The following is a 13,136-nucleotide window of genomic DNA, read 5'->3' as shown; positions in this document are numbered from 1 at the left end:
AAGTTGACAGTCTGATGTCGGTGGGGCGTTAGAAAGCGATTTCTTTATTTTTTGCACAATTGCGTTTGGGCAATAAAAAAGCGCCTTGCGGCGCTTTTTTATTATTTTTTGCTGACAGTGGCGCTGTCGTAGAACTTCTCAAGATCTTTCCAAAGTTCTTTTTGAGCGACCGGGTTCAGGTAAATCATGTGGCCAGAAGGATAGTAACCAAAGGTCAGGTTCTTCTGCAGGTTCTTCGGCAGGTCCATATGGGCCAAATCGTACTCGGTTTCGAAGAACGGGGTTGCCAGGTCAAAGTAACCGTTAGCGCTAAACACTTTCAGGTAGGGATTGGTACGCATAGCGTTACCCAGATCGTCTACCACGAAAGGCATCGGCACTGGCCAGTGGCTGTGCGGTGCAGCGTGTTTCCAGTCCCAATGCATGATGGCGTCAGCCATTACCTTGTAAGGGGTTTTGCTGGAGTATTTCAGGTCATTTGCCAGGTAGTAGTTGAATGCAGCGGTGTAAGCGCCACCAATAGCGGTGTCAGAGGCATCGGTATCGGGGGTTTCACCGGCAGCATCTTTATCAACACTCATGAAGCGGCCATCGTAGCGACCTACGGTCAGGCGTTCGTCACGCAGCAGTTCCTTACGGAAACGGCTTGGGTCAATTTCCAAGTTGGTTTCTTTCAGGTACTTAATGCTCAGGCCGGTGTACTGGTGCAGTTGTTCGGCAATGGCGTTTTCTTCAGCGTCGCTGAGGGTTTGGCCAAGAGACAATGCATGGGCGTACTCGGTGCTGGCAAAGTGGCGCACTTTCTCAAGGAAAGGTGCCAGCTCTTTCGGCTTGTTAGGCAGTTTGTTGTGGTACCAAGCAATAGCGGCGTAAGTAGGCAGGTTGTTAACAAAGCTGTTATCCAGACCTGGCATCTCTTCGTTGTAGTTTAGGATGCTCGATTGCAGTACCACGCCGTTCATGGTCATGCCGTCTTCTTGCAGGCGGTTTACCAATGCGGCAGAACGGGTAGTGCCGTAAGACTCGCCGTACAGGAATTTCGGATCGTTCCAACGGTTATTAACGGTCACGTAGCGCTCAATGAAATGCGCGAAGGCATTAACGTCTTCATCCACACCCCAGAATTTCTGGGAAGGGTCAACTTTCTTGCCTTTGTTTTGTTCTTTTTCTTCCGGTGTCGGAATACCGGTAGAAAAACCGGTGCCCATGGCGTCAACAAACACTAAGTCGGTTTTGTTGAGGATGCTGTAGGGGTTTTTAATGATGTCATAAGGGGCCGGAGCGGTAGGCTTACCGTTAGCGGTTTTTACCATGACCGGGCCAAAAGAACCCATGTGCAGCCAGATAGAAGAAGAACCCGGACCACCGTTATACAAGAAGGTTACCGGGCGTGGCTTGCTGCTCTTAACGGTATAAGCAACGTAGAACACGCTGCCGTCTACTTCACCTTTGCTGTTACGGATCAGCAAGTTACCGGTGGTAGCTTTATAGTCAATGCTGTCACCGGCAATGCGGGTTTCGTGTTTGGTAACAACGGTTTTTTCCTGGGGTGCGGCGGCCTTGGTTTGTTCTTGCGGCGCTTCAGATGCGGCCATGGCGGCAGCAATAGGCGACAGCGCAAGACAACCAATGATCAGGTGTTTGGCAAGTTGCATTGATAAATCTCACTTATTTTATTAGTAACCGATAGCACTCTGGTGGCTGCATAAAAAAAACAGCGACACATCCTTAACCAGCATGCGCTTTTCATTGGCAGGAAAAAACCGAAGGGCAGGGCAATTCAAAGCAGGAAACTAACGCTTTGCCGAAAAAAAAGAGCGGTTAAACCGCTCTTTTTATTTCATTAACAACTTGCTTACTTTTCAGAAGCAAAATCGCGCAGGGTATGACCCACGTACAATTGACGCGGACGGCCAATTTTGGCGGTCGGGTCAGAATGCATTTCGTTCCAGTGAGCGATCCAGCCAATGGTACGAGACATGGCGAAGATCACGGTAAACATGGAAGTGGGGATACCGATGGCTTTGAGGATGATGCCGGAATAGAAATCGACGTTGGGGTAAAGCTTTTTCTCAACGAAGTAGTCATCGGAAAGGGCGATACGCTCCAGCTCCATCGCGACATCAAGCAGTGGGTCGTTAATGTTCAGCTCTTTGAGCACCTGGTGGCAGGTTTCACGCATCACTTTGGCACGAGGGTCAAAGTTTTTATAAACGCGGTGACCAAAGCCCATCAGACGGAACGGATCGTCTTTGTCTTTGGCGCGGCCAATAAACTCAGGGATGCGGTCAACTGAACCAATTTCTTCAAGCATACGCAGGCAAGCTTCGTTGGCGCCGCCATGAGCCGGCCCCCACAAAGAAGCAATACCGGCCGCGATACACGCGAAGGGGTTGGCACCGGAAGAGCCGGCCAAACGCACGGTGGAGGTTGATGCATTCTGTTCGTGGTCAGCGTGCAGAATGAAAATCTTGTCCATGGCGTCAGCGATAATCGGGTTCACCTTATACTCTTCACACGGCGTGGCGAACATCATATGCAGGAAGTTTTCTGCATAGCTCAGGTCGTTGCGTGGGTAGATGTAAGGCTGGCCGATACTGTGCTTGTAGCACATGGCTGCAATGGTTGGCATTTTAGACAACAGACGGAACGCCGCGACTTCGCGGTGGCGTGGGTTACTGATGTCCAGTGAGTCGTGATAGAAAGCAGAGAGGGCACCGGTTACACCACACATAACAGCCATGGGGTGCGCATCCGGACGGAAGCCCAGGAAGAAAGCACGCAGCTGCTCGTTTAGCATGGTGTGGGTTTTAACGGTTTCACGGAATTCTTCGTATTGTTCTTTGCTGGGTGCTTCTCCGTAGAGCAGGATGTAGCACACTTCGAGATATTCCGCTTTTTCAGCCAGTTGGTCGATGGGATAGCCACGGTGCAGAAGCACACCTTTGCCACCGTCGATAAAAGTAATGGCTGATTCGCAAGATGCCGTGGCCAGGAAGCCTGGGTCAAAAGTGAAAAGACCGTGTTTGCCCAAAGTCCGGACGTCGATAACGTCCTGGCCGGCGGTGCCAGAAAGTACTGGAAACTCAATGGGTTCCTTACCTTCTACCATTAGTTTGGCTATTTTTTCCGCCATACAACATGTCTCCTTTGGTCGTGAATTCGTCTATGTTGCGGTCGCAGACAGCCGCCCTTTTTAATCGCAAATGGTCGGACTTGTCAATTTAAGCTCATTGTAGAAAAGGTCGAATAAGCTTTCAGGCAGCTTTTATAGGTATAAGCATATTTGCAATTTATGAAAGGCTGCATTACGAGCCAAAACTCGGTTTCAAGGTACTGATAAACCGCAAAACACAGAGTAATTTGTGATCGGGCTCAAGTCGTTGAAATTGACATCTTGCCTCATTATACTGGGCCCGGGTTGGCCTTGCTGGCTTCCGAAAACTGTCTGACTTCCCAGTCACCCAGTGACATATTCTCCCTACAGAATATGCGCCGTGAAGCCCAAGGGCACCACCATCCGGTTTAGCTGGTTATACAACAACAAAGGCTCTTTAAGAGCCGAGTGGGCAGACATCGTGAAAAAGCAAAGACCTGTCAATTTAGAATTGCAGACCATCCGCTTTCCAATCGCTGCTATTGCGTCTATTCTCCACCGCGTTTCTGGCGTGATCATGTTCTTTGCCGTAGCCATCCTGATGTGGATGCTGGCTAAGTCCTTGTCGTCTGAAGCGGGCTTTGCTGCTGTGCAAAGCATGATGACTGGCTTTTTTGCCAAGTTCATTGTTTGGGGTATTTTGACTGCTTTGGCATACCATTTGGTTGGCGGCATCCGTCACTTAATTATGGATATGGGGTACTGGGAAGAGCTCGAAAGCGGTAAGTCCTCCGCTTGGGCAGCTATCATCATCACCGTTATCCTTTCAGTACTCGCAGGAGTGTGGCTATGGTAACTAACGCAGGCACCCTGGGCCGCACTGGCGTCCATGATTTCTTAATCGTACGAGCTTCCGCTGTAGTAATGACACTGTATGTGTTGTTCTTGGTTGGTTTTCTCGTTATTACCCCCGACCTGACTTACGCCTCGTGGACCGCTTTCTTCGGCCACCTCGGTGTTAAGGTCTTCACTCTGTTGACCCTGATCAGCCTTCTTGCTCATGCCTGGATTGGCCTGTGGCAGGTTTTGACGGACTACGTCAAACCGACTGGCCTTCGCATCGTGCTTCAGTTTGTTCTGAATATCATCGCGTTCGGTTATGTGATCAGCGGCTTCGTCATTCTGTGGGGTATGTAAGTGAACATTCCAACTTATGAATTCGATGCAGTTGTTGTTGGTGCTGGTGGCGCCGGCATGCGTGCTGCACTGCAAATTTCTAAAGAAGGTAAGAGCTGCGCTCTGCTGTCCAAGGTCTTCCCAACCCGCTCTCATACTGTTTCCGCCCAAGGTGGTATTACAGTGGCGCTGGGTAACACCCATGAAGACAACTGGAAATGGCACATGTACGACACTGTTAAAGGTTCCGATTACATCGGTGACCAAGACGCTATCGAATACATGTGTAACGTAGGCCCTGAAGCCATTCTTGAGCTTGAGCACATGGGCCTGCCGTTCTCCCGTTTGGAAAACGGCAAAATTTATCAGCGTCCTTTTGGCGGCCAGTCTAAAAACTTTGGCGGTGAACAGGGTGCTCGTACTGCTGCTGCAGCTGACCGTACCGGTCATGCCTTGCTGCACACCCTTTATCAGCAGAACGTGAAAAACAACACCACCGTTTTTTCTGAGTGGTATGCGCTGGATCTGGTGAAGAACAGCGAAGGCCACGTGGTTGGCTGTACTGCTATCGACATCGAAACCGGTGATGTTGTTTATTTCAAATCCAAGGCTGTGGTGCTGGCTACCGGCGGTGCTGGTCGTATCTTCCAGTCCACCACTAACGCGCACATCAACACCGGTGACGGCGTTGGTATGGCAAGCCGTGCTGGCGTCCCCTTACAAGACATGGAAATGTGGCAGTTCCACCCCACTGGTATCGCCGGTGCCGGGGTACTGGTAACCGAAGGTTGCCGTGGTGAAGGTGGTTACCTCCTGAACAAGGACGGTGAACGCTTTATGGAACGTTATGCGCCTAACGCCAAAGACTTGGCGTCCCGTGACGTTGTTGCCCGCTCCATGATGATCGAAATTCGTGAAGGCCGCGGTTTTGAAGACCCTCACATGGGTCCTCACTGTAAGCTGAAACTGGATCACCTGGGTAAAGAAGTTCTGGAAAGCCGCTTGCCTGGCATTTTGGAACTGTCTCGTACTTTTGCGCACGTTGACCCGGTTAAAGAACCTATCCCGGTTATCCCTACCTGCCACTACATGATGGGTGGTATTCCCACCAACGTTCATGGCCAGGCCCTGAAACAAGTTGACGGCAAAGATGAGCCGGTTGTGGGCTTGTTTGCGGTAGGTGAAATTGCCTGTGTATCCGTACACGGTGCTAACCGTTTGGGTGGTAACTCCCTGCTTGACTTGGTGGTCTTTGGCCGTGCAGCGGGTCTGCACCTTGGCAAGGCACTTGAAGAATTGCCTGCACCGAATGTAACCGAAGAAGACGTTGAGAAAGCCCTTGAGCGTCTCAACCGCTGGGAAAGCAATAAAGACGGCGAAGATCCGGTACAGATCAAAAAAGATCTGCAGAACTGTATGCAGCGTAGTTTCTCTGTATTCCGTGAAGGTAAAGCGATGGCGGAAGGTCTTGAGGAACTCAAGAAAATCCGTGAGCGTGTTAAAAATGCCCGCCTGGATGACAACTCTAAAGAATTCAACACCCAGCGTATTGAATGTCTGGAGTTGGACAACCTGGTTGAAACGGCTTATGCCACTGCCGTTGCTGCAAACTTCCGTACCGAGTCTCGCGGCGCCCATACCCGCTTTGACTTCCCGGATCGTAACGACGAAGAGTGGTTGTGCCACAGCTTGTTTGACCCAACCTCTGAAGGTATTGGTAAGCGCCACGTTAACCGTGCACCTACCTTGTTGACCGAAGAAGAGTTGGTGAAATTCAAGCCGAAGGCGCGGACCTACTAAGGAGTACGGGATGAAAGTTGCATTTTCTATCTACCGGTACAATCCGGACGTCGACAGCAAACCGCGCATGCAGGACTACAGCCTGGACGTGCCAGACGGTTCCGACATCATGGTTCTGGATGCATTGCTGCGTCTGAAAGAACAAGACCCGACGCTGTCTCTGCGCCGTTCCTGCCGTGAAGGGGTCTGTGGCTCCGACGGTGTGAACATGAACGGTAAAAACGGTTTGGCATGTATTACCCCGTTGTCTTCCTTAGGCAACAAAGTGGTTATCCGTCCGCTGCCGGGCCTGCCTGTTATTCGCGACCTTATCGTCGATATGGGGCAGTTCTACACCCAGTGGGAGAAGGTCAAACCTTTCTTGCTTAACGACAGCAAACAGCCACCGGCACGTGAGCATCTTCAGTCTCCTGAAGAACGGGCTAAACTGGACGGCTTGTACGAGTGTATTCTCTGCGCATGCTGTTCCACCTCTTGCCCTTCTTTCTGGTGGAACCCAGACAAGTTTGTTGGTCCTGCGGGCCTACTGGCTGCCTATCGTTGGTTGGCCGACAGCCGCGACACCGCAACCGACGAGCGTTTGTCTGGTTTGGAAGACCCGTTCAGCGTATTCCGTTGCCACGGCATTATGAACTGTGTGAATGTATGTCCTAAGGGTCTGAACCCGACTAAGGCTATCGGTCATATCAAGTCCATGCTGCTTAAGCGGGCTGTTTAGTCTCGTGCTTCCTCAGCTGCGACTGGGGACCGAGCGCTAGCTAAATAGCCACGCCTCTGCCGAGGGGTGGCTATTTTTTTGAAGTTACGTGGCTGCAATTGAGAGCAGTCGTTAAAAGGCCAATCCCAACTGCGAGAACACGCGAGGTTTAAGGGATCATTATGCAAGAAGGCACAATGCAGGCGTGGCTAGCATCCTCTCCCTTTGCGGGCGGCAATGCCAGCTACATCGAGGAGCTCTATGAGAGCTACCTGGAAGACCCGGGTTCAGTACCCGTCGAATGGAAAAATGAGTTCGACAAACTGCCCAAGGTTAAGGATGGATATCCAGAAGCCAATTTCAGCCAAATCCGCGAGCAATTCCGGATCATGGCATCTCAACCCCGACGTTACACCAGCTCTTCCTCCGGCGAAGGCGACGCCAAGCAGGTTAAAGTCCTGCAACTGATCAACGCCTACCGCTTCCGCGGTCATCAACACGCTAATCTCGACCCCCTGGGCCTGTGGCAACAAGAACGTGTTGCAGAACTTGACCCGGCTTTCCATAGCTTAGACAGCAGCGATAACGACAAAACCTTCCATGTCGGCTCTTTTGCTGTCAAAGATGAAACCATGAAGTTGGGCGCCTTGACCGAGGTGCTGAAAACCACTTATTGCGGTTCCATCGGCGCTGAATACATGCACATTGTTAATACCGAGGAAAAGCGTTGGATCCAATCGCGCTTGGAGTCGGTTGCTGGCAAAGGCAGCTTCAGCAAAGAAGATAAAACCCGCATTTTAAACAGCCTGACCGCAGCCGAAGGCTTGGAAAAATACTTAGGGGCTAAATTCCCCGGTGCCAAGCGCTTCTCTTTGGAAGGTGGCGATTCCCTTGTACCTATGGTCAAGGAAATCATTCGCCGCGCCGGTGAGCACGGCATCAAAGAAACCGTCATTGGCATGGCCCACCGTGGCCGTTTGAATATGCTGGTTAACGTGCTGGGTAAAAAGCCGCAAGACCTCTTTGATGAGTTTGCCGGTAAGCACAAAGAAACCTTAGGCAGCGGTGACGTGAAGTATCACATGGGCTTTAGCTCTGACTTCGCAACCCCAGGCGGCAATATGCACCTGGCGCTGGCCTTTAACCCGTCGCACCTGGAAATCGTTAACCCGGTAGTTATGGGTTCGGTACGGGCCCGTATGGACCGCCGTGGTGATACCGACGGTTCGAAAGTGTTGCCTATCACCGTACACGGTGACGCGGCGATCGCAGGGCAGGGCGTGGTGGCTGAGACCTTTAACATGTCTCAAACCCGTGCTTACGGTGTTGGCGGTACCATCCGCATTGTGGTGAACAACCAAGTTGGTTTCACCACATCTCGCCAGGATGATGCCCGTTCAACCCAATACTGTACTGACATCGCCAAGATGGTACAGGCGCCGATTTTCCACGTTAACGGTGACGATCCGGAGGCCGTGGTCTTTGTTTCTCAGCTGGCGCTGGATTATCGCAACACCTTCAAACGTGATGTGGTTATTGACCTGGTTTGTTATCGCCGCCATGGCCATAACGAAGCAGACGAGCCAAGCGCGACTCAGCCGCTGATGTACCAGCAAATTAAAAAGCACCCGACGCCGCGCGCAATCTATGCCGACCGTCTGGCTGCTGAAGGCAGTGTCTCTGCTGAAGAGTCAAAAGCGCTGTCTGACAACTACCGTGACCAGCTGGATAAAGGCGAGTGCGTGGTAGAAGAATGGCGTCCAATGACCGAGCACAGCTCTGACTGGAACCCCTACGTCAACAAAGAGTTCGATGCCCAATATAACTCTGGTCTTACTACCGAGAAGTTGGCCGAACTTGGCGTTACCCTGGCAACCATCCCTGACGATGTAAAATTGCAGCGTCAAGTCGGTAAGATCTATGAAGATCGCCTGCTGATGGCCAAAGGTGAAAAAGCCCTGGACTGGGGTATGGGTGAAACGCTGGCTTACGCAGGCTTGTTGGATGAGGGCTATCACGTTCGCATCACCGGCCAAGACGTGGGGCGTGGTACCTTCTTCCACCGCCATGCTGTGCTGCACAACCAAACGGATGCCTCCGAGTACTTGCCTCTTGCCCATCTCAAGCAAGACCAAGGCAAGCTGGATATTTACGACTCAGTGCTGTCTGAAGAAGCGGTTCTGGCTTTTGAATACGGCTACAGCTCTGCCGAGCCCCGTGGTCTGTTTATCTGGGAAGCGCAGTTCGGTGACTTCGTCAACGGCGCCCAGGTGGTGATTGATCAGTTCCTCAGTTCCGGTGAGCAGAAATGGGGCCGTTTGTGCGGTTTAACCATGTTGCTGCCACACGGCTACGAAGGCCAAGGTCCAGAGCACTCCAGTGCCCGTCTTGAGCGTTTCTTGCAACTGTGTGCTGACAACAACATGCAGGTTTGTGTACCTTCTACCCCGGCTCAGGTATTCCATATGCTGCGTCGTCAGGTAGTGCGCCCGGTACGCCGCCCGCTGATTGTGATGTCACCTAAGTCGCTGCTGCGTCATCCGCTGGCTGTTAGCAGCCTGGATGAGTTGGCTACCGAAGGCTTCCAGAACGTCATCGGCGAAGTCGACGCCCTGGATCCGAAAAAGGTGAAAAAAGTGGTGTTCTGCGCCGGCAAGGTTTATTACGATTTGCTGGATGCACGCCGCAAGAACGAAATTTCGGACATTGCCATCGTCCGTATCGAACAGCTTTATCCTTTCCCGGCAGAAGAAGTGCAACAAGTGCTGGCACAATACAGCCATGTCACTGAATTTGCTTGGTGTCAGGAAGAGCCAATGAACCAGGGTGCTTGGTACTTTATCCAGCACGACATTCGCGAGGCCCTGCCAAAAGGTGCCAGCCTGGGTTATGCCGGTCGCAAAGCGTCCGCCGCACCCGCCGTTGGTTACGCCTCTGTGCATGCCAAGCAGCAGCAGGCGCTGGTCGCTGATGCGCTTAACCTCGAAGTAAAAGATTAAGGCAAAAGGAATAACGTAATGAGCATCGAAATCAAGGTACCCGTCCTGCCGGAATCTGTAGCAGACGCTACCATTGCCACTTGGCATAAGCAGCCTGGCGAGGCTGTCTCCCGTGACGAGAACCTGGTTGATATTGAAACCGACAAAGTTGTTCTTGAAGTACCCGCTCCTGAAGACGGCGTGCTGGAAGAAATTCTGTTTGGTGAAGGCGAAACCGTCACTGCTGAGCAAATTATTGCCAAACTCAAGCCGGGTGCTGCTCCTGCTGCAGCGCCGGCGGCTGCCGAAGCCCCTAAAGCGGACGCGCCCAAGGCAGAAGCTGCCCCCGCTGCCAGCGAAGAAACCTCTGATGCACTGAGCCCTTCAGTGCGCCGCGCCCTGGCTGAAAAAGGCCTGAGCCCAGAAGGTATCAAAGGCACTGGCGTCGGTGGCCGTATCACCAAAGAAGACGTAGACAAGTACCTCAAATCTGCTGGCAGCAAAGCGGCTGCCCCGGCACCGGCCATGGCCGACCGCTCTGAGAAGCGTGTGCCGATGACCCGTCTGCGTAAAACCATTGCCAAGCGTTTGCTGGATGCGAAAAACAGCACCGCCATGTTGACTACCTTTAACGAAGTCAACATGAAGCCCATCATGGATATCCGTAAGCAATACAAAGATATCTTTGAGAAGAAGCACGACATCAAACTGGGCTTCATGGGCTTTTACGTTAAAGCGGTAGTGGAAGCGCTGAAACGCTACCCTGACGTGAACGCTTCTATCGATGGCGACGACATCGTTTATCACAACTACTTCGATGTCAGCATCGCGGTTTCCACCCCGAAAGGTCTGGTTACCCCTGTGCTGCGTGACGCCGACCAAATGAGTCTGGCCGACATCGAAAAAGGCATCCGTGAGCTGGCTATCAAAGCCCGTGACGGTAAGCTGGCCATTGAAGACATGACTGGCGGTAACTTCACCATCACCAACGGTGGTGTGTTCGGTTCCTTGATGTCTACCCCGATCATCAACCCGCCGCAAAGCGCTATCCTTGGCATGCACGCCATCAAGGATCGCCCCATGGCGGTTAACGGTCAGGTTGAGATCCTGCCGATGATGTATCTGGCCCTGTCTTATGATCACCGCATCGTTGACGGCCGTGAGTCCGTTGGCTATCTGGTTGCCATTAAAGAACTGCTGGAAGATCCGACGCGTCTTCTGCTGGACGTTTAAGCTTTCAGGCAAAGGGGGGCTAACAGTCCCCCTAAATCTGGACTGAAAGGCCGCAAGGCCTTTTTTGGGATGGTAGCCCCAAGCTGCCACACACACGCAAAGAGACTGAGCATAATGAACTTGCACGAGTATCAGGCTAAGCAACTGCTCGCCGAGTACGGTTTGCCCGTATCCGAAGGCTTCGCCGTTGACAATCCTCAAGCCGCTGTTGAAGCCGCTTCCTCTATCGGCGGCTCCGAGTGGGTCGTTAAATGTCAGGTTCACGCTGGCGGCCGCGGTAAAGCGGGCGGCGTGAAGGTAGTAGACTCAAAAGACAAAGTGCGTGAGTTTGCTGAAAACTGGCTGGGTAAAAACCTGGTAACCTATCAGACTGACGAAAAAGGTCAGCCGATCAACAAGATCCTGGTTGAATCCTGCACCGACATCGACAAAGAACTGTACCTGGGTGCCGTTCTGGACCGTGCTAGCCGTCGCGTTGTATTCATGGCCTCTACCGAAGGCGGTGTCGACATCGAGACCGTTGCCCACGAGACCCCTGAAAAAATCTTCAAAATGGCCCTCGACCCGCTGGTTGGCCCTCAACCCTATCAAGGCCGTGAGCTGGCTTTCAAACTGGGTCTGAAAGGTGACCAAATCAAACAGTTCACCAAGATCTTCATTGGTCTGGGCAAACTGTTCACTGATTTCGACCTGGCCCTGTTGGAAATCAACCCGCTGGTGATCACCAAAGAAGGCAACCTGCATTGCCTGGATTGTAAGATCAACATCGATTCCAACGCGCTGTACCGTCAGCCTAAGATCCGCGAAATGCACGATCCGTCTCAAGAAGACGCCCGTGAAGCCCGCGCTGCACAGTGGGAACTGAACTACGTTGCCCTGGAAGGTAACATCGGCTGCATGGTTAACGGTGCTGGCCTGGCCATGGGTACCATGGACATCGTCAAACTGCACGGTGGCCAACCGGCTAACTTCCTGGATGTAGGTGGTGGCGCAACCAAAGAACGCGTTTCTGAAGCCTTTAAAATCATCCTGTCTGATGACGCCGTTAAGGCCGTTCTGGTTAACATCTTCGGTGGTATCGTTCGTTGCGACATGATCGCTGAAGGTATCATTGGTGCTGTTGAAGAAGTGGGCGTTAAAGTACCTGTTGTGGTTCGCCTCGAAGGTAACAACGCTGAACTTGGTGCCAAGAAACTGGCCGAAAGCGGTTTGAACATCATTGCCGCCACCAGCCTGACTGACGCTGCCCAGCAGGTTGTTAAAGCTGCGGAGGGTAAATAATGAGCGTCCTGATTAATAAAGACACCAAAGTTATCTGCCAGGGTTTCACCGGCGGTCAAGGTACTTTCCACTCCGAACAAGCCATTGCTTACGGTACGCAAATGGTTGGTGGTGTGTCTCCGGGTAAAGGTGGTACTACTCACCTGGGTCTGCCGGTATTCAACACCGTTCGCGAAGCCGTAGAAGCCACTGGCGCTACTGCTACCGTGATTTATGTTCCGGCTCCGTTCTGTAAAGACGCCATCCTGGAAGCTATCGACGCTGGCCTGAAACTGATCGTTACCATCACCGAAGGTATTCCTACTCTCGACATGCTTGACGTTAAAGTGAAGCTGGAAGAGACCGGTGTGCGCATGATCGGCCCGAACTGCCCTGGTGTTATTACACCCGACGAGTGCAAAATCGGCATCATGCCTGGCCACATTCACAAGAAAGGTAAAGTGGGCATCGTTTCCCGCTCTGGCACCTTGACCTACGAAGCGGTTAAACAAACCACTGACGAAGGTTTCGGCCAGTCCTCTTGTGTTGGTATCGGTGGTGACCCGATCCCCGGTTCTAACTTTATCGACATCCTCGAGATGTTCGAAAAAGATCCGGAAACCGAAGCTATCGTGATGATTGGTGAGATTGGTGGTACTGCTGAAGAAGAAGCGGCTGCCTACATCAAAGCCAATGTTAGCAAGCCAGTTGTGTCTTACATCGCTGGTGTTACTGCTCCTCCGGGCAAACGTATGGGCCATGCTGGCGCCATCATCTCCGGCGGCGCTGGTACTGCTGATGACAAATTTGCCGCCCTTGAAGACGCCGGTGTTAAAACCGTACGTTCTTTGGCTGATATCGGCAAAGCTTTGCGCGAAGTCACTGGCTGGTAAGC

The 13,136-nt window shown here is 52.3% G+C and carries 10 protein-coding genes; 8 read left to right on the top strand and 2 right to left on the bottom strand.

Annotation, left to right across the window (positions count from 1 at the left end):
• Positions 1-101: 101 nt before the first annotated feature.
• Together DW350_RS10780 and DW350_RS10775 are read right to left on the bottom strand one after the other, a co-directional pair.
• Positions 102-1,655 (bottom strand): S10 family peptidase, encoded by a 1,554-nt coding sequence (locus tag DW350_RS10780; protein ID WP_115718877.1) that lies wholly within the window; start codon positions 1,653-1,655, stop codon positions 102-104.
• 200 nt (positions 1,656-1,855) lie between these two features.
• The gene (locus tag DW350_RS10775; RefSeq protein ID WP_115718876.1) at positions 1,856-3,136 is read right to left on the bottom strand and encodes a citrate synthase; all 1,281 of its coding nucleotides are present in this window, start codon (positions 3,134-3,136) and stop codon (positions 1,856-1,858) included.
• A gap of 439 nt (positions 3,137-3,575) precedes the next feature.
• Here DW350_RS10775 and sdhC point away from each other — a divergent pair, with 439 nt between their 5' ends.
• The 8 genes from sdhC to sucD all read left to right on the top strand — a co-directional run bounded on the left by sdhC (position 3,576) and on the right by sucD (position 13,134).
• Positions 3,576-3,953 carry a succinate dehydrogenase cytochrome b556 subunit gene (sdhC, locus tag DW350_RS10770; RefSeq protein WP_115720615.1) on the top strand — a complete coding sequence of 126 codons (378 nt, stop codon included), beginning with the start codon at positions 3,576-3,578 and terminating at the stop codon, positions 3,951-3,953.
• Entirely contained in the window at positions 3,947-4,294 is a 348-nt protein-coding gene (sdhD, locus tag DW350_RS10765; protein ID WP_115718875.1) for a succinate dehydrogenase, hydrophobic membrane anchor protein, read from the top strand. Before sdhC ends, sdhD begins: the two co-directional genes overlap by 7 nt.
• A 57-nt stretch (positions 4,295-4,351) precedes the next feature.
• A complete protein-coding gene (gene sdhA / locus DW350_RS10760; RefSeq protein WP_419178352.1) occupies positions 4,352-6,073 on the top strand; it encodes a succinate dehydrogenase flavoprotein subunit in 1,722 nt (573 codons plus the stop codon).
• Between the two features lie 10 nt (positions 6,074-6,083).
• Positions 6,084-6,791, top strand: a complete 708-nt coding sequence (locus tag DW350_RS10755; RefSeq protein ID WP_115718873.1) for a succinate dehydrogenase iron-sulfur subunit — start codon at positions 6,084-6,086, stop codon at positions 6,789-6,791.
• A 161-nt stretch (positions 6,792-6,952) separates the two neighbouring features.
• Positions 6,953-9,769 carry a 2-oxoglutarate dehydrogenase E1 component gene (locus DW350_RS10750; RefSeq protein WP_115718872.1) on the top strand — a complete coding sequence of 939 codons (2,817 nt, stop codon included), beginning with the start codon at positions 6,953-6,955 and terminating at the stop codon, positions 9,767-9,769.
• An 18-nt stretch (positions 9,770-9,787) separates the two neighbouring features.
• Positions 9,788-10,981 carry a 2-oxoglutarate dehydrogenase complex dihydrolipoyllysine-residue succinyltransferase gene (gene odhB, locus DW350_RS10745; protein WP_115718871.1) on the top strand — a complete coding sequence of 398 codons (1,194 nt, stop codon included), beginning with the start codon at positions 9,788-9,790 and terminating at the stop codon, positions 10,979-10,981.
• A 114-nt stretch (positions 10,982-11,095) separates the two neighbouring features.
• Positions 11,096-12,262: an ADP-forming succinate--CoA ligase subunit beta gene (sucC, locus tag DW350_RS10740; protein WP_115718870.1), complete on the top strand. Its 1,167-nt coding sequence runs from the start codon at positions 11,096-11,098 to the stop codon at positions 12,260-12,262.
• Positions 12,262-13,134, top strand: coding sequence for a succinate--CoA ligase subunit alpha (gene sucD, locus DW350_RS10735; RefSeq protein WP_115718869.1), 873 nt, complete (start codon positions 12,262-12,264; stop codon positions 13,132-13,134). Before sucC ends, sucD begins: the two co-directional genes overlap by 1 nt.
• Positions 13,135-13,136: the final 2 nt, after the last annotated feature.

This window comes from Gallaecimonas mangrovi (assembly GCF_003367375.1).
Classification (GTDB): domain Bacteria; phylum Pseudomonadota; class Gammaproteobacteria; order Enterobacterales; family Gallaecimonadaceae; genus Gallaecimonas; species Gallaecimonas mangrovi.
The sequence above is the reverse complement of the archived record's forward strand: the minus strand, read 5'-3'. Positions and strand labels throughout refer to the sequence as shown.

Bases quoted from the DNA above. Each gene is read 5' to 3' on its own strand.
- DW350_RS10780 (WP_115718877.1), bottom strand. From the start codon at position 1,655: ATGCAACTTGCCAAACACCTGATCATTGGTTGTCTTGCGCTGTCGCCT.
- DW350_RS10775 (WP_115718876.1), bottom strand. From the start codon at position 3,136: ATGGCGGAAAAAATAGCCAAACTAATGGTAGAAGGTAAGGAACCCATT.
- sdhA (WP_419178352.1), top strand. From the start codon at position 4,352: ATGCGTGCTGCACTGCAAATTTCTAAAGAAGGTAAGAGCTGCGCTCTG.
- sdhD (WP_115718875.1), top strand. From the start codon at position 3,947: ATGGTAACTAACGCAGGCACCCTGGGCCGCACTGGCGTCCATGATTTC.
- DW350_RS10755 (WP_115718873.1), top strand. From the start codon at position 6,084: ATGAAAGTTGCATTTTCTATCTACCGGTACAATCCGGACGTCGACAGC.
- sucC (WP_115718870.1), top strand. From the start codon at position 11,096: ATGAACTTGCACGAGTATCAGGCTAAGCAACTGCTCGCCGAGTACGGT.
- odhB (WP_115718871.1), top strand. From the start codon at position 9,788: ATGAGCATCGAAATCAAGGTACCCGTCCTGCCGGAATCTGTAGCAGAC.
- sucD (WP_115718869.1), top strand. From the start codon at position 12,262: ATGAGCGTCCTGATTAATAAAGACACCAAAGTTATCTGCCAGGGTTTC.
- DW350_RS10750 (WP_115718872.1), top strand. From the start codon at position 6,953: ATGCAAGAAGGCACAATGCAGGCGTGGCTAGCATCCTCTCCCTTTGCG.